A 15,940-nucleotide genomic window follows, 5' to 3' on the forward strand; every position below is an offset into this window, starting at 1 on the left:
TGCTTCAATTAAGGCTCACGGTTCTTCCAGAATTGATCAGCATCCCAAGACAGGTTGTTTGTGGGAACCGCGCCAACGTTGAAGATTTCCTCTGCCAAGTCATACATGACCGTTGCCAAGCCAGTGCGGCGGTATGGCATTTCAACATGGATGTTCTCACACCGACATGCGTCCTTGGCACCTGAGAACTGCGCCCAGCCGATACGATCAACACGTGTTTCGTCTGAATAGACTTCCAGCCACAGACATCCTTGATCGTGTGGCATCGTTGCCGTTCTGATGTCGTAAAGTTCAGTGCTTGGTGCACTATTTGACTGATCAGGAGGCTGAACAGTTGCAAGCAACTGTAGCACATTATGACGTTTCTCATCGAATTGGATTTGCTGAAACTCTTTGAATGGCGCTCTGATCATTCGGCAACTCCCCATCTGTGCGCGGTGTTTGGTTGTTGCCCTTCAGTAATACCCTCGCCTTCAGTGTGTTCCGTATCATATTGGAAAATCAGCTTCTGGATCGCTTCAGTAACTACATCTCCCAGCCGCTGCTGTGTTGCAGCCGCATGAATTTTTGCATCCCACAAAGCATCTGGGTCGATGTTTCTAATAGTTGTTCGACTCGTCATTGTTGTCTCCTTGTAATTGACGGTTCGAATGTATTTAGTCGGTCTGGTCCAATTTGGTGGACAGTTACCACGATGCCTGAACGTATAGGTTCGGCGTGGTGGAAAATGTCAAAGACGCGAGAGAAGTATTGCGCACTGAAATCCTCGTAAGTGTTTATTCTTCATGAATAAAACAAGAAAATAATTTGCGTAGATGGGTTGAAACGCCAGTGCTTGATTTCTACTTGATGTGTAAGCAGTAGCTTAGCTGCGAAATCGCGAGGTCCAACTCCTCGCCGTGCTATGAAAGATCAAGCATGACTTATGACAAGCCAACCGCAGTTGCGGCACCAAATCCTGTCACCTCTTGTAGTCCTGAGGTGATGACATGAGGATTTTTCCTAATTTCATTAAGACGACACTGAAAGAAGATCGTGAGTTTTATCGTGCGCTGCTGGACGCGTTCGACTCAGGTCCTTCGCAGAACCAGTTGCGGATACTTTCCTTGGTGAAACATCATCACCTCGACCACAATCGCGATCTGACCTCTGAGTTATATCACTCACTTCTGAATACGTTGGCCGATCTCGATGTCGGGCCGCCGAGTGTGCAGATCAATACACACAACAAAGAAATGGGATCGTGGTATCATATCCCTGGTCGGGGAAAGCTGCACAAAGGTAGGACCCATGATCAATGTCTTGCTATGCGAGGCACCTCTCGACGAAAGATGTGGGACAAATTGGTCGAAGCCAGTGGATATACGGGTGGCGAGTTAGACATTCTATTGGCCATCGAAGACACTCAGATTGCCGAGCTTCGTGAAACAGTCATTGAGGTAACGAATGATTTGGAACGAAAAGTCGAAATCAAGCTGGGCCAATTGGAGTCCGTGTTTTGCGAAATGTTAGAACAAATCGATCAACGGGTAACACTGTTAGAGCAACGATAAGGTAGTCGTGATGGGGACTTTTCTTATCGCTTCTACTGACTGTGAATAAATAGTGCCGACAGGCACTTTTCAAAGTATTCAGTATAGAGGTTTGAGAAGCGAAGCGTATCAAACCTCTATCTGAGTATGATGTAATTGGAGGCTGATCGTCTTAATATTATTATATCATGCTTTTTCGGTGGTCTGAACGGATAATGTTGAATGAAAACAAGTTTATAACGCCCCTCAAAAGATCAAGAGCGGCTCAAGCCGCCACGTTTCGATAGGTGATCTGGGCCTTTCTTGAGGTTTACTTGATCCTAATGGCGGCATTCCTTAGGAGCCAATCGTTCGATAATCTGGAGCATATCAGGATTTTGGGTGCGCGGATCAGCGATGCCATGGTTCTCCTGAATCTCAGCAATGGCATCTTTGTGCAATCGCACCGCCAAGAGAAGCCTTGGTGTAAACCCCGTAGGCCAATCGACCGCCCCAAACTTCTCAACCAAAATCGGTTCCAGCAGTTGCATGAATCGATCTTCAGTCATGAGCTTCACCTTTCGTCTGTAGACGGTCGGGATGTCTATCTGGCGACCGCCGAGTCTGCGCCTGATCGAGTTTTTGTGACAAAGCATCTCGAAGAGGGCCTGCTTGTCCTGACCTGAAACCAGCAGATCAGAACCCGTCGTCTGGTTGGCAAGCAACATTGCCCAAGGCATCACCCGACCCTGCAAGGCTGAACACAGCCGTGCGACCATCAGAGGCCGTAACTGTCATCAGATTGCCCGCTGCTGTTGCGTTCCAGAGCGATGTGTAGATACCACCGCAAACCGTGCATTCAGTATTGATCCGACCACCTTCTGCCCAAGCTGTCATGCCAAATGTCGCCCCATCGACATCAAAGCTGACCTGCCCACCAGAGATCGGCTGCCCCCCAAGTTCAACATACAGGCCACCGTTCTCGCCCAAGTCGTTGCAGGTGAATGTTATGGAGTTCCCTTGGTTATCCCGTGTTGCACTCTCGTATACGCCCTGGCCACCACCAAAGGTCCATCGATCATTTCTGGGCGGCGTAGGGCCTGTTGCCGCCTGGTGGCCCTCACAGCGGCTCCAAGAGGACGTAAAGCCATTTCGTTCTATTCTGACGCCAGTCGATGTCGGTGTGATTGTCATGCGTTCGGAATACGTGCTGCCTTCAGCAGAACAGACTGCTGTGAATCTAATGCTGCTATCCATAGGGGTAGGATTGGTCAGGTCGCATCGGTTCTCAACACCGTCAAGGACGCCGTTCTGAATGGCAAGCGCACCACCATCCATCCCGATCTGATCAGGTGAACACGACCACATTAAACCTGTCGGCTGGTAGAGGCCATCGATGCCCTGCGCCGAAACCGCATTTGATGTAACGAATGCGATTAAGGGGATGCTTGTTAGAAGCCTTTTCATCGAACCCATCACCACAGGCAGGTCGTGGACTGGAGGTTCTGCGAACCTTGGACCAAATACTTCACGAACCGTGTGGCAGTTCCATCAGGATAGGATCGATGGATGTTCACCTCGATGACATCCGTCAAATATACATCATGACCTTGTGCAATACCGTATCGCTGGCTTTGCTCGGCCAAGCAGTCTCTGACGTTCTGACGCTCCACACCTTTGGCAACCCAGAAGCCGATCCCGACGACGATTGCGCCTCCGATGACCCATTTCACCAATGCTCCCATTATTCGTCAGCCTCCACGGTAATAAGGTCCTGAATACTCACCGTTCCACCTGTTGCATTAACTATCGCCTGCAACGTTCTGCGTGACGGAATATTGATACCATCACGGGCGCGAAGAACCGTTGGTGCGCTCAGCCCACAGCGATCCCCGAATACCTTCAGGCTAAGATTATTTTGGGTGAGGTAATCCTTTAATGTCATAAGAGCATTACCTAACGTGTAATATATGATTCGTCATGAGTAATTTACATGTTTGTTGCATTTTCTTACAAATCGTTACACGGTGTGAAATGGCAACTTCACACCGCGACTCACTGGAACACCTCTTCGACCGCATCAGGCTTGCACGGGAACGGTCGGGTATGACTAAGGAAGATGCGTCTGCTGCACTTGGAGTCAGCAAGGTCCAGATTTGGCGGCTAGAGAACAAGTCGAACACGGTCAGTGCAGAACGATTATTTGAAATCGCTGATCTTTACGGCGTAGACCCTAGGAAGCTTTTGCATGGCGAAAAAGCTGCTGAGGCACCGCACAAGCTTTATGCCCGAATCGGGGAGGTTGTTGCCATGGTCGAAGAAGAAGCCCAGCGCCTTGATGTTAAACCACCACCACATCTGGTCGGCGAGGCTGTCGTCGAAATCCTGCGTCAGGAAACTAGACAGCAAACAACACCAGACATCACCCCTCTTGATGCCATGAAGTATCAGGGCCTCGTCTCACTCCTTTTTAAGCAGATTTCAGACTTATGATTAGAAGCCCAATTACCCTACAACTCCAGTCAATGTCCGTGTGCGTCAAAACCCTGACGTGTTGGCGTTCTGCTTCATCTTTGATTTGTGAGAGATATCTGGACCCTGGGTGGCGTATGACAGGACGCCGCGCAATACTGCAAACGATAGCATCTAAAGACATCGATTCTTTCAAAGATTGTTGGAGTACAAAACCGTGAATGACATGCCAAAGAAGGTCAAAGTCAGCCCTACGAAGGCGTTCTTTGTACGAATGATCACAAGAGACATTACTCTTGAGGACAGTATCCTAGATCTTATAGACAATAGCGTCGACGGGGCGTGGAAGAACGAAGGTAGCCGACCTGCTGGACTGGCTGAAAATGTCGATCTGAAAAAATATCAGATCGAAATAACAGCAAATGAAACTGAATTTTCGATAAGTGATAACTGTGGCGGCATGAGCCTCGAAGACGCTGTGGAATACGCTTTCAGTTTTGGCCGCCGAGAAGATGATCCAACGGATGAATTTTCGATCGGCGTCTACGGAATTGGTATGAAAAGAGCGGTTTTTAAGCTAGGCGAGAACATCTCGATCCATAGCACTACAAATGATCAAAATGGTGACAGACTAGGTTTCAGAGTTCCGATCGATGTCAATGACTGGTTGACCATTCATGATGGGCCTTGGGATTTCGATCTAGTTCCAGACAATCCCGAAGAGCAGACTGGCGTTCGCATTGCCGTTACCAATCTAACGCGATCTACCAAGGTTGCCTTTGGCAACCCCGCATTTATCCAACAATTGGCCAGAGTGATCAGTCGGGATTACGCGCTTCACCTCAACCAGGGCCTGAATATCTTGGTCAACGGAAAGAAGGTTACGGGTTGGGAAATCACTTTCAAATCAAGTGATGAGTTTGAACCAGTAAGATTTGACTTCGTTGATGAGGCTGATGGTCAGCCCGTTTCGGTTGAAATAATTGGTGGGATGGCCGAGGTTCCTCCCGATGGACTTGAGCCAGATGAAAGAGGGCGAAAGCAAGACCCTTACGGATGGTATATTGTTTGCAATGGTCGAATTGTACTTGCCGCCGACAAGACTGAAATTTCAGGTTGGGGAGATGCTTGGCCAAAGTGGCACCCTCAATATGCTGGTTTTATCGGCTTGTTGGTCTTCTCTGCAAAGAGCGCCGCAGATTTACCTTTGACTACTACGAAACGTAGCGTTGATAGGGCTTCTGGTGTTTTTCGGCGGTCTCGGCCACATCTAGGTAAAATTTCGCAGACTTGGATCGACTACACTAACAAGCGAAAAACTATGAATCGCGCTGGTGACGAAAAACAAGAAGAAGTTAAAAAGCTTGAGAATGCGACCGTTCCAGTCTCCGTTTATGCTGTCCAGCCAAAAGCAGCGATGATCTTGCCAAAGTTTAGCAGAGAGGTTCGAGGCGAAAAGCAAGCCAACATTGCGTATTCGGTACCAGTCTCTAAAGCGAGAGCATTGGCGAGAGGGCTTGGAAATCAGAACCTAAGCTACCGAGAAATAGGTCTTCAGTCCTTCGAATATGCTTTTGAAGACCTGGCTGGGGACGATTAATGCCTTCGTTCAATGCTATCAACTACAGCACCCGACCCAGCAAAACCATTCAGCGTCAGGTCATATTCAGTTGCCTTGAACGTCTTTCACCGATCTTGGGGCTAAACAATGCTGCATATATCGGATTTGGCTCTATCTGGTTCACAGATTTCGTCCTTGCCCATAATCGTCTCGGCATTGAGCGTATGGAATCGATAGAGAGTGATGACGTTGGATTTAGCAGAGCTAACTTCAACAAGCCCTATTCAATGGTCAGTGTCCATTCTGGCCATTCAAATGAGGTCTTACCCAATCTACTTGACGATGTTGAGCTTATCGCGCGGCCATGGGTTATCTGGCTTGATTATGACGGTGGACTGACAGAATCTGTTATCGAGGATGTGCGCACGTTAATCGAGCAAGCACCCGAAAACAGCGTTCTGCTTTACACCGTTAGCGCGGCTGGTAACAAATATGGCAACCCTAGAGAGCGCCGCGAAGACCTTCAAAACCTTTTTGGACCTGTCGTGCCAGATGATCTTGCCATAGGAGCCTGCAAGAACGAACGATTACAAGCCACACTGGCTGAGTATGGCCTCGAATTTATGAGGTCGGTAGCCGCTGAGGCCAATCGTCTCGGTGGTTTCATGCCAGCGTTCAGTGTCGCATATAAAGACGGATCTCCGATGGTAACGGTTGGTGGCGTACTTGCAACTGAAGGTAACTCCCATGCTGTCAGAGAGGTGACAGAAGCCGCCGACTGGCAGGGGATTGTCGATGAGTTGATTACTGCGCCCCATCTAACTGTAAGAGAGTCGGCGGGTATCCAGGCCCTACTCCCATGCGGAAACGACATCAGCAGGCAGCAAATTCAAGCACTCGGCTTCGATCTATCTGAAGAAGAGATTGCGATATTTCAAAGATACTACAAGCAGTATCCAAGCTTTGCGCAAGTGGTCTTCTAGAATGGACCAGCACGATCGACATCCGCACAGCATCACTGTAAGAACAACCCTTGGGGGTGCTTTCAATGAAGATCGTTGACTTATTCTGCGGATGCGGTGGATTCTCACTCGGCGCTCAGAATGCTGGCTTTGAAACTGTTCTCTCAGTTGATGTAGACCCAATTCTAACGTCATCGTATCGCAAGAATTTCCCAAGTTCTAATCTGAAATTGCAGGATGTAGGTGGCCTGTCTGGTTTGGAATGTATTGGCATGACGAGGGGTAACATAGATGGGATCATTGGTGGTCCCCCATGCCAAGGATTTAGCTCCATTGGCAAACGCGATTCAGACGATCCTCGTCGGAGTCTACTGGGTCACTTCTTTAGGATAGTTGAAGAAGTGCAGCCAAAATTCTTTGTCATGGAAAATGTCAAAGGCATCCTACACGGTCATAGCTCTGAGCTTCTATTTAAGGGAATAGACTTGGTCAAAGACGGTTTTGATCTTCTTGGCCCAATAGTTCTGGACGCTGCGGATTTTGGTGCCGCTACCAAGCGCCCCAGGGTGTTCGTAATAGGCTTCAGAAAAGATTTGGGTGTAGTAGCCGAAAAAAAGCTGCTTGATGATCTGCAAAGACCTCCAACAACTGTAAGAGATGCCATCTCTGACTTGGTGAACCCAACTCCCGTCGCCGAAGAGCGTGGAGGCTTTGAGATTTGGCAAGCAGATCGGAGAAGAAAACTTAGCCCTTATGCTTCAAACTTGGTAACTAGTGACCGTCAATTTTCGGGCAACGCACTTACGAAACATACAGATGCTGTTCTGAAACGGTTTTCCACTGTTGAGCAGGGCAAGACCGACAAGGTTGGTAGACATCCAAGGTTAAATTGGTTGGGGCAAGCGCCGACACTGAGAGCAGGAACAGGATCGGACAAAGGGTCTTTTCAATCTGTTAGACCGATTCACCCCGAACAACACCGCGTTATAACTGTGCGGGAGGCTGCACGGTTGCAAGGATTTCCCGATCATTTCGATTTCCATCCGACTGTGTGGCACTCGTTCAGAATGATCGGAAATAGTGTTTCCCCTATACTGTCAGAAGCTGTGCTTCGTTTTGTTCGAACTTCGATTGAGCAATCAAAAGTCTTGCCGAAAAGGTCTATTCAGCCGAGAGATGCACCAGTATCGATATTGGCGAGTTGATACAGGCGGGTGAGCGTGGTCGCTAAATTTTTGACCAATCCACTTGGGGATAGTCCACTAGACCGATCTCGTTGCTGAGTTCACCCACTTCGAACCCGTTGCCATAGATATCGAAAGCGTCCGTGTTACCGCCTGTCCAACCACCCAATGCTTTGCCAATCTCGCGGTCCACACGACCCCTTCGCAATGCATCACGAAAGTTGTGACGGAACGAATGGAACTTGTGCTTCGGCCCATGTGCACCGATCCCTTTGAGGTAGCGGTTCACCTTCTTACTGAAGTTGGTTGAATAATACCCATCAACCCCACGAGTGATGTCACCGAACAGCTTTGCATCCCTTGGCCGCGCTGCATGGAAATCCAACAGACCGAAATCAATCAACCGTGGGTGCATTGGGACAAAGCGGATCGAACTGCTGGTCTTCACAGACTTATCGTCGTCACCCGTGGTGCTGATGTGCGTGACATCGAAGCCCCAGACATTTTCTTCCAGTTTGATATCCGCCACATCCAACTGGCAGATTTCGTTCGAACGCATACCATTCCAAAGTGCGATCAGAGGCACCCAGAACAAGCTGCTTTCACGTTCTTGGTCCTGATACACCCGACTGCGAAAGATGACATTCAACTGTTCGTTGGAGAACGCTTCGCGCTTGTCTTGCTTTCGCACAGGGTCGGCCACTTTGATCTCAGCATAGGCGGTGGGCATCCGATCCATCATTCCCTTGCGGTGGCAATAGGCCAAGAAAGTCAGCAGCCAGCGTAGATAGTTGTTCACACCAGTTGGTGATAACTTTGGCATCTTCTTTCGCTCAGCTATGTCAGCAAGCTCATCCAAGGTGTGTTTGTCCGCGTCAGGCAGCTTCATGAAGTTTGGTGGAAGCCTGGCGATAAGATCACGCACACGTTCACAATCCGCCTCGGTGATGTCACCGACAGGTGCGTCGTCGCCGAGGATTTGAAATACTACGCCAAGGTAACCTCTGATCGACTTCTTAGTTTTGTCGGTACGCAGCTTGGTCGGGTTGTTCAGGAACTTTTCCATCAATGCGGTTAGACTTGGCGTCGGTTCGGGTGGCATAGCAAGTTGATCACTCAACGCTGTAAACGGATGTGGTTGACCCGTCGCGAGATTGATGAACATTGGGTTCGGGTTTTCGTGAATTGAGTAACCCTCCAGCACAGCCAATTCGGCTCGTTTGGCGTCAATGAAAGCATCAGCACAGACCTTCAATAACTGTTGGTATGCCGTTGAGTTCTTCGGGAATAGAACTTGGTTCTCATCCATAAGCTGGTGTGCCCTGATCTCTGTCATGGGGATGGTGTCGTGGTTAGCCCGAAGCTCTGCCACCGCACCCTTTATGGCTGCGGCACGAGTATCCACAAACTCAGCCCAAGATAGGCCGCTTTGCTTCTGGTCGTTAATCAAGTCCGATTGTGCCTGTGAGTGACGGGCGTATTCCTCGCGCCCCAAGGCGATCAACTGTTCCTCTGTGAGTTCAGTGATCGTTTCACGGATATCCTCCAAGCGACGATACACTGCATTTATTTCACGACGCTTCTGCTGGGTCGCCGCAGTCGCCCGCTGAAGGGCCTCGGCTTTGCTTGATGTCTTCAGTGATACCCAATGTTCCTTGCGCTTTAACCGCTTCTGCATCGACTTTGGCACCTGCACACGGACATACCATTTGTTGCCACGAAGGAAGATTTTGGGGACTGATACACGTGGGTTCATGACTGCTACTGTAGCAGTCTATTGTAGCAACGCAAGTTGCACAAAGCCTTGTTTTGCAGTATCGTTCTGAAAAACAAGGATTAAAAGTGTGGGTGGCGGAGACGAAGGGATTCGAACCCTCGAGACCCTTCCGAGCCTACTCCCTTAGCAGGGGAGCGCCTTCGACCACTCGGCCACGTCTCCGCTGGTGGGTCTATCCCGTAACGCGATATACGTGCAAGGGGTTTCTTGAACTTTCTTCAACGCCGCGATGTTGCGGTTAGTCTTTGAAAAGGAGGAACAATTAGCCGCTTCACGATAAGGTTCAATACGAAATTACTGGACTCGTTTTGCAATGTCTTCACTGAGCGGGCCCAGGGCGGAGGTTTCCAGAAACTGTTGCCACATGCGCTGGCCAAAGGCTGTGTTCATGTGGGCCATGTCTTGTGCTTGGGTCTGGATAAGTTTCCGATCAGAGCCGTATTGGGACTGAGTGAACCCGGTGTGTGTCATGGTGTCGGGGGGTTGTGCGATATGTGTGATCCCCACATTAGCCATCGCCTCGCGCAGTCGACTATCGACAAGGGTCCACCCGCGTGCATGACCCTGTAGGTCCATCGTTTGAAAGCGCTTGCGCGACGTCAAAGCGGCGTTGCGTCTTGGAATGCTAGAGTACCACAGCTTCGGGGTGGTCCAATGGTGCCACTGCGGACCCGGCACAACGCGGTGCACCAAGTCCTGTACGATGCTTTCGAACGCTGTGTGCGACATGTTCTGTTTGAAGGTGGTGGTTTCGAACCCATCGATATTGAACGATAGTAAAATCTCGTTCATGGCCGATTGTGGAACTTGCCAGACGCCTGCGTTCCAGACGTGATCGAATTGGCTTAGGTCCAATAAAATTCGTGAAGATGCCATAATCGTTTCATCTTGCAGCATGTCATCTGGCAATCCAAAACGCATGTCTTTGCGTAGAAAGGTTTTCCTGTATTTCTTGCCGCCAATGGCCAAAAAAGACACGTCGATGCGCGGGAAATCGCCCTTCATCTCGTCCCATGCCGTCTTTAAGGCTGCGACGTGGGATGAGCCTAGGACTGCGATACGTGTCATTTGATCCAAAGTGCCCCGATAAATCGTGTGATGGTGAAAGCGTTGGCTGTTATTTTAGTGGAACGCATGGGATAAGAAACTGTCCCACATGCAGACCCCGAAGGCGGTGTTCATATGCGCTGTATCCACAGAACCGTCAGTGCTGACTGGTTTTTCGGTTCCAAATTTCTGTTTTGTAAATCCGTAAGCGTCCAAAGTGCAATCTGGTTGCGGTACACGCTGGATCGCAACCGCTGACATGCGCGCGTTAAGGTGCTTGTCCGCGGTGTCCCATACGCGCTTGAAGGAATGCGGTTCCCCGGTGTGATACAGTGCATCTTGCCGCGCGATTTCATTGCGCCGCGGCACTGTGGAAAAGAACAATCGCCCGGGTGTCCAGTTGTGCCAGGCTGTGTCTGGCATGGCTTTGGTGGTGATGGCATCCAGACACGCATGAAACGTGGCCTGTGACATGCAATGGGCATGGCCAGAGGTCTCGAACCCGTCGATATTGAAATCGACACACAGCTCTAGCATCGGCTTTTGCAAGAAGGTCCAACCGCCTACATGCCAAACAACATCAAAGGTGCTTAAATCAACAAGGCCCCGTAACCGTCTGGGGGTTGCGTCGTCGCTGCGCATATCGTCTGGAAGGCCAAACGTCATATCCGGCCTAAGCGATGTTTTCAAAAAGCGGGCGCGGTTCATGCCAAAGTGTTCGGCTTCGATGTGCGGATAGCGCCCGCCAATCTCGTCCCACGCCAGCTTTAAGGCCGCGACATGCGACGTGCCTATGACCGCGACACGTGTCACTTCAGCTGCGCCCCCTGTGACCTGCGCCCTTGGCACATGCGTCTAGACGATTTTGGCAAGTGTTGCAGTGCGCAGCTCGTCTTCGGACACGCCGTCAGCACATTCTACGATTTTCAAACCGCCCTCGACCACATCCAGCACACCAAGGTTGGTGATGATCCGGTCCACGACCCCTTTACCTGTCAGCGGCAGGGTACAGGCGGGCAACACTTTGCTGTCGCCGTGTTTGTTGGTGTGGTCCATCACCACAACCACGCGGCCAACGCCTGCCACCAGATCCATGGCACCGCCCATGCCTTTGACCAGCTTGCCAGGAATCATCCAGTTGGCCAAGTCACCGTTTTCGGCCACTTCCATCGCGCCTAAAATTGCCATGGCGATCTTGCCGCCACGGATCATGCCAAAGCTTTGGGCGCTGTCGAAATAAGCGGTTTGGGGCAATTCGGTGATGGTTTGCTTGCCTGCATTGATCAGGTCGGCATCTTCGGATCCCTCAACAGGGAAGGGGCCCATACCCAACATGCCGTTTTCCGATTGCAGCGTAACTTCGATGCCTTCGGGGATGTAGTTGCTGACCAGCGTCGGGATACCGATGCCAAGGTTCACGTACCAGCCGTCTTGCAACTCTTGTGCTGCGCGTTCTGCCATTTGATTGCGATCCCAAGCCATAAGGGTCTCTCCTTGCTATATGCGTATGTCGATGTGTCTAAGCCGCGTCGCGGCTTGGTAAAATGTCGGGGTAGGCCGCGCAGAGGCACGCGGCACCGTAACTGGCGTTCATGTGCTGAAAGTCTTTGGCGGGCATTGAGTGCCCCGTGAAACTTTCCAGTTCTGTGTTCATGGGCGCTTTTGTGAAGCCCATGGCATTCACCGTGTCTTGGGGCTGCTGTAAAAAGCGCAAGCCGATCGCCTCCATATGGTGCGTGAACACGTCTGCCAATTGGTCCAGAGCGGTTTTTATGCCGTCGGTGCAGGCTTCGATTTTGGTATAGGTGCGGCCCACGTTGCTGTCGCGGTCCACTTTATCAAAGGCCGTTTCGGCGGGACGCGGAATTGCGTGAAACGTGACAGGCGTGGCCGAAAACCGTTCCCATGCCGGATGCGGCATAAAGGACGCGGCAATATCGTCGACAACCGCATCAAACGCCGGACGCGACAGGAAATGGGCAGCCCCCGTATCGCGCAATCCCACCACATCACGGTGCGCCACCAGTTTTAGCACATCTGCCATGCCATGTTGGTTGCCCACAACCATGATCCGGTCATATCCATCCAACGACACGATGCGCTTGCCATTGAATCTGTCCAGCCGTTCCAATTGTTGCGGGGTAAAACGCGCTTCGTTTATGGCGCCGAACTGCGACAATTTCCGGTTCAAAGTCATATGGTAATACTCTGGGCCGGGTTGGGCGAAAAAGTCGATCGTTACATCGGGGTATGCGGCACGGATCGTGTCCCAGCCTGTACGAAAGGCTGCCAGATGTGAGTTTCCGATCAACAGAATACGGCTCATTTCGAAAATGCGTCCAAAAGCGCTTCTTCGCAGACAATGTCTTCGGCGGTTTCTTCGGCGGTGCGCGACGCAGCCGCCGCGCGTCCGGCTGACGCATCATAGCTGCGCACCATGGCACTGCGGGTCTGGCGTTCGGTGGCGGGCGGAGCGCTTAGGGCAAAGCCGTGGCTTTTCAGGAAAACACCCATCGCGGTTGCCACACCCTGACTGCTGACTTCACGCTTGTTGGACGCATAGTAAGCACCGCGCGCATTTTGAGAGGTGATAATTTCGTATGAGGGGAAATAATCCACATTGTCGAATTCTTCGCGCAAAGACCCACAGACCGCCACCAAAGTGGACTTTGAATAGCTTGAGGCGACTTCGACGTGCCGTCCGCTGGCTGTGGCGGTCAAAGGCACCGGTGACACAGTGATCAGAAACTTCATGTCAGGGTTTGCGACCATCATTTTTTTGCGGAAGGTCAGGAAATCAGAGCGAATTTCGTCATATGAGAAGTTTTTGAATTCAAACACATCCGGATCGAATTCACCGGCGATCGTGCCGGGGGCGGTGGGATAAACGGTGCCTGTTTCTTTATGAATCCAAGCCTCTGTCAGCCCGAAGGTAAAGACAAACAGATCGGAATTGCGAAAGGTTGCGCGCACATGTTTCAAATGTGAGGCGCGGTGTGTCATGACATCGGCCTCCGATGCCAGCCCTTCGGGTTCCACAGAGGGGCGCTGGGCGTCAAAAAACCGACCGTCTTTTTCCCAGACAGGCAAGGCCGGGGTGGCTTTGCCTTTTGTTTCATCGTTCAACTGCAGCAATTGGCGCATGGTGTAGATGTTGCCATAACGCGCCGAATACAAACGGTAGCCAAAGCGCGTGGCGACAGCATCGCTGACCACCGGGGGCAGGCGTTCTGTGTCTTGCACATTGAAACCGGCCCCTCGCAAGGCGCGGCCCACATGCTGGGCAAAACAGGACCCCGCGGTTGTGACTTTCATTTCCTTGGTGATTGGAAACTTGGGCTGGAACACGTCGCCCGGATCAAGCGATGCCCGTTCCCCCACAGCAGAGCGCCAATAGGCGCGGGACGGTAGATTTGCATAGGGCGATGGCATGGGAAGATCCTTTTTGCAGGACTTAAGCGTAGTTTTCTGTAGGTTGTTCTGTTCTAACCTTGCCGAACAGTACGCTGCTCGATGCGTTTTTCGTGTTCCCCTTGGATCAAGCGGTGCACATAGATACCGGGCAAGTGGATGCTGTCTGGGTCAAGCGATCCCGTGGGGACGATTTCTTCGACTTCAACCACGCAGGTTTTGCCACACATAGCGGCTGGCGGGTTGAAATTGCGGGCCGTTTTGCGAAACACAAGGTTGCCCGTTTCATCGGCTTTCCACGCCTTTACAATGGCCAGATCGGCAAAGATGCCTTCTTCCATAATGTAGGTTTCGGGTGTGCCGTTTTCCCCTGTCGGGAAGTCTTTGTGTTCCTTGCCGTCGGCAATCACAGTGCCCACACCTGTTTTTGTGTAAAAACCCGGAATGCCGCAGCCGCCGGATCGCATCCGCTCTGCCAATGTGCCTTGCGGGTTGAATTCCAGTTCCAGCTCACCCGACAGATATTGACGCATGAACTCTGCGTTCTCTCCGACATAAGAGCTGATCATCTTCTTGACCTGTTTGGTTTGCAGCAAAATGCCGATCCCAAAGTCGTCTACGCCTGCGTTGTTTGACGCAAAAGTCAGGTTTTGCGTGCCTGCATCCTTGATTGCGTCCAGCAGCAATTCGGGGATGCCACACAGGCCAAACCCACCAGAGGCGATAAACATGCCGTCGAACAACAACCCGTCGAGGGCTTCAGCGGCAGAGCCGTATACTTTTTTCATGGAAACTCCTTAGGGTGGCTTGGCTTTTTTGTAGGTGAGATTGATGCGAGGGAAAAGGGGGTGGCAGATTAAAATGGCCCGATCTTGAGTGTGGCGGACAATATAAGTCGATTGTTCGGTGCGTTATTCAGTACCGCGGCTTTCGCGCCTGTGAGGGTCTGTACCAAAGCGGCGTTGATAGTCGGTGGGTGTTATGCCCAGAAGGTTCTGAAAACAGCGGCGCATGGATTGCGCATCCCCGAACCCCGCCTGACGCGCCACGTCCTTGATGGGCATCGCGCTATGTTCCAAATAGCTGCGCGCGATGCCAAGGCGGCAGTCTTGTACAAATTGCGAAGGGCTTTTGCGGGTGTCACGCACAAAGGCACGGTGCAATGTGCGTTCGGTTGTGCCAACACTGTGCGCCATGGCGCTGACTGTCCAGTTTCGCGCAGGTTCGGCTTGGATCTTTGCGTACAGACCCCCCAGTTTTTCATTAGAGGCCGATTGAGCCTTTAGGGGATGTGAATACTGCGACTGTCCGCCGTGCCGGTGCAAAAACACCACCATTTCACGCGCCACATCCAATGCCAGTTTGCGGCCATGGTCTGCCTCTAGCATCGCCAATGTCAGATCGATGCCAGCTGTGACCCCGGCTGAGCAATGAAACTTGCCGTCTGAGGTGTAGATCCGGTCCATCTGCCAATGCACCTGTGGAAAAAGGTCCTGCGCTTGGGCGGACCGTTCCCAATGCGATGTCGCGGATTTGCCATCCAGTAACCCCGCTGCAGCGGTCAGCAAACTGCCGGAACAGATGGACAAAACGCGGTTCGTGCGGTGGGTCATGTGTCTGATGAAACTTTGGACATGCGCATCGTTTAAAATTGCATCGACACCGGGCCCTCCGGGCACCACAATATCATCCCAATCGGACTTTGACGCGCGCATGGTCGCAAAACTGTCGCTGGTTCCGATAGTCAAACCGGTGTCTGTGACCGGATCGGCACCGTCGCTTGTGACAACAGACAGGCTATAAGCGGGATAGCCCAAAATGGTGTTGGCACACCCAAAGACCTGTGCAGGGCCCGCGATATCCATCATCAGAACATCATCAAACCCAAGGATCGCGACACGGCGCGAAGGTGTGGGGGGCTTTGGTGTTGTCTGGTTTGGATGGGTATACGCCAAATCACAGTCCCCCTAGGGGGGCGCCCCAAACGGCACACCCGCAATAGTGATCGCCACATT

At 51.5% G+C, this 15,940-nt stretch carries 19 protein-coding genes and 1 tRNA gene; 5 read left to right on the forward strand and 15 right to left on the reverse strand.

Annotation, left to right across the window (positions count from 1 at the left end):
* Positions 1–8: 8 nt before the first annotated feature.
* Together ASD8599_RS06750 and ASD8599_RS06755 are read right to left on the reverse strand one after the other, a co-directional pair.
* On the reverse strand, positions 9–413 hold the full coding sequence (locus tag ASD8599_RS06750; protein ID WP_108827822.1) for a hypothetical protein: 405 nt from the start codon (positions 411–413) through the stop codon (positions 9–11).
* Complete coding sequence (locus ASD8599_RS06755; protein WP_108827823.1) at positions 410–622, reverse strand: hypothetical protein; 213 nt, start codon at positions 620–622, stop codon at positions 410–412. The genes ASD8599_RS06750 and ASD8599_RS06755 overlap by 4 nt, the downstream gene beginning before the upstream one ends.
* 367 nt (positions 623–989) lie before the next feature.
* Between ASD8599_RS06755 and ASD8599_RS06760 the strand changes: the two genes are divergently transcribed.
* Complete coding sequence (locus tag ASD8599_RS06760; protein ID WP_108827824.1) at positions 990–1,553, forward strand: hypothetical protein; 564 nt, start codon at positions 990–992, stop codon at positions 1,551–1,553.
* A 299-nt stretch (positions 1,554–1,852) separates the two neighbouring features.
* On the opposite strand, the gene ASD8599_RS06765 is transcribed toward ASD8599_RS06760, so the two are convergent.
* From ASD8599_RS06765 to ASD8599_RS20550, 4 genes are read right to left on the reverse strand one after another with little or no spacing between them, the layout of a single operon-like run.
* Entirely contained in the window at positions 1,853–2,251 is a 399-nt protein-coding gene (locus ASD8599_RS06765; protein ID WP_146188192.1) for a hypothetical protein, read from the reverse strand.
* On the reverse strand, positions 2,208–2,978 hold the full coding sequence (locus ASD8599_RS20130) for a hypothetical protein (RefSeq protein WP_146188193.1): 771 nt from the start codon (positions 2,976–2,978) through the stop codon (positions 2,208–2,210). Before ASD8599_RS20130 ends, ASD8599_RS06765 begins: the two co-directional genes overlap by 44 nt.
* 8 nt (positions 2,979–2,986) lie before the next feature.
* Positions 2,987–3,256 (reverse strand): hypothetical protein, encoded by a 270-nt coding sequence (locus ASD8599_RS06775; protein WP_108827827.1) that lies wholly within the window; start codon positions 3,254–3,256, stop codon positions 2,987–2,989.
* Complete coding sequence (locus ASD8599_RS20550; RefSeq protein ID WP_108827828.1) at positions 3,256–3,456, reverse strand: helix-turn-helix domain-containing protein; 201 nt, start codon at positions 3,454–3,456, stop codon at positions 3,256–3,258. Before ASD8599_RS20550 ends, ASD8599_RS06775 begins: the two co-directional genes overlap by 1 nt.
* A gap of 89 nt (positions 3,457–3,545) precedes the next feature.
* Here ASD8599_RS20550 and ASD8599_RS06785 point away from each other — a divergent pair, with 89 nt between their 5' ends.
* From ASD8599_RS06785 to ASD8599_RS06800, 4 genes are all read left to right on the forward strand, one after another.
* On the forward strand, positions 3,546–4,004 hold the full coding sequence (locus tag ASD8599_RS06785; RefSeq protein ID WP_281261551.1) for a helix-turn-helix domain-containing protein: 459 nt from the start codon (positions 3,546–3,548) through the stop codon (positions 4,002–4,004).
* Between the two features lie 205 nt (positions 4,005–4,209).
* Positions 4,210–5,583 (forward strand): ATP-binding protein, encoded by a 1,374-nt coding sequence (locus ASD8599_RS06790; RefSeq protein ID WP_108827830.1) that lies wholly within the window; start codon positions 4,210–4,212, stop codon positions 5,581–5,583.
* Positions 5,583–6,527 carry an O-methyltransferase gene (locus ASD8599_RS06795; protein ID WP_108827831.1) on the forward strand — a complete coding sequence of 315 codons (945 nt, stop codon included), beginning with the start codon at positions 5,583–5,585 and terminating at the stop codon, positions 6,525–6,527. Before ASD8599_RS06790 ends, ASD8599_RS06795 begins: the two co-directional genes overlap by 1 nt.
* Before the next feature lie 65 nt (positions 6,528–6,592).
* Positions 6,593–7,711: a DNA cytosine methyltransferase gene (locus ASD8599_RS06800; protein WP_108827832.1), complete on the forward strand. Its 1,119-nt coding sequence runs from the start codon at positions 6,593–6,595 to the stop codon at positions 7,709–7,711.
* A 22-nt stretch (positions 7,712–7,733) separates the two neighbouring features.
* Here ASD8599_RS06800 and ASD8599_RS06805 read toward each other — a convergent pair whose 3' ends face one another.
* The 9 genes from ASD8599_RS06805 to ASD8599_RS06845 form a co-directional block, all read right to left on the reverse strand.
* Positions 7,734–9,446, reverse strand: a complete 1,713-nt coding sequence (locus ASD8599_RS06805) for a site-specific integrase (RefSeq protein WP_108827833.1) — start codon at positions 9,444–9,446, stop codon at positions 7,734–7,736.
* Positions 9,447–9,539: 93 nt separating this feature from the next.
* Positions 9,540–9,629: transfer RNA gene (locus tag ASD8599_RS06810), tRNA-Ser, on the reverse strand.
* Positions 9,630–9,761: 132 nt separating this feature from the next.
* On the reverse strand, positions 9,762–10,535 hold the full coding sequence (locus ASD8599_RS06815) for a hypothetical protein (RefSeq protein WP_146188194.1): 774 nt from the start codon (positions 10,533–10,535) through the stop codon (positions 9,762–9,764).
* 54 nt (positions 10,536–10,589) lie between these two features.
* Positions 10,590–11,327 carry a hypothetical protein gene (locus ASD8599_RS06820; RefSeq protein ID WP_108827835.1) on the reverse strand — a complete coding sequence of 246 codons (738 nt, stop codon included), beginning with the start codon at positions 11,325–11,327 and terminating at the stop codon, positions 10,590–10,592.
* Positions 11,328–11,369: 42 nt separating this feature from the next.
* The gene (locus tag ASD8599_RS06825; RefSeq protein WP_108827836.1) at positions 11,370–11,996 is read right to left on the reverse strand and encodes a 3-oxoacid CoA-transferase subunit B; all 627 of its coding nucleotides are present in this window, start codon (positions 11,994–11,996) and stop codon (positions 11,370–11,372) included.
* 37 nt (positions 11,997–12,033) lie between these two features.
* Positions 12,034–12,840 carry a hypothetical protein gene (locus ASD8599_RS06830; protein ID WP_108827837.1) on the reverse strand — a complete coding sequence of 269 codons (807 nt, stop codon included), beginning with the start codon at positions 12,838–12,840 and terminating at the stop codon, positions 12,034–12,036.
* On the reverse strand, positions 12,837–13,946 hold the full coding sequence (locus tag ASD8599_RS06835; RefSeq protein WP_108827838.1) for a GSCFA domain-containing protein: 1,110 nt from the start codon (positions 13,944–13,946) through the stop codon (positions 12,837–12,839). Before ASD8599_RS06835 ends, ASD8599_RS06830 begins: the two co-directional genes overlap by 4 nt.
* Positions 13,947–13,999: 53 nt before the next feature.
* Positions 14,000–14,713: a CoA transferase subunit A gene (locus ASD8599_RS06840; RefSeq protein WP_108827839.1), complete on the reverse strand. Its 714-nt coding sequence runs from the start codon at positions 14,711–14,713 to the stop codon at positions 14,000–14,002.
* A gap of 123 nt (positions 14,714–14,836) precedes the next feature.
* Positions 14,837–15,880: a GlxA family transcriptional regulator gene (locus tag ASD8599_RS06845; RefSeq protein ID WP_108827840.1), complete on the reverse strand. Its 1,044-nt coding sequence runs from the start codon at positions 15,878–15,880 to the stop codon at positions 14,837–14,839.
* Between the last annotated feature and the right edge of the window lie 60 nt (positions 15,881–15,940).

It is taken from the genome of Ascidiaceihabitans donghaensis, from assembly GCF_900302465.1.
Taxonomy (GTDB): Bacteria; Pseudomonadota; Alphaproteobacteria; order Rhodobacterales; family Rhodobacteraceae; genus Ascidiaceihabitans; species Ascidiaceihabitans donghaensis.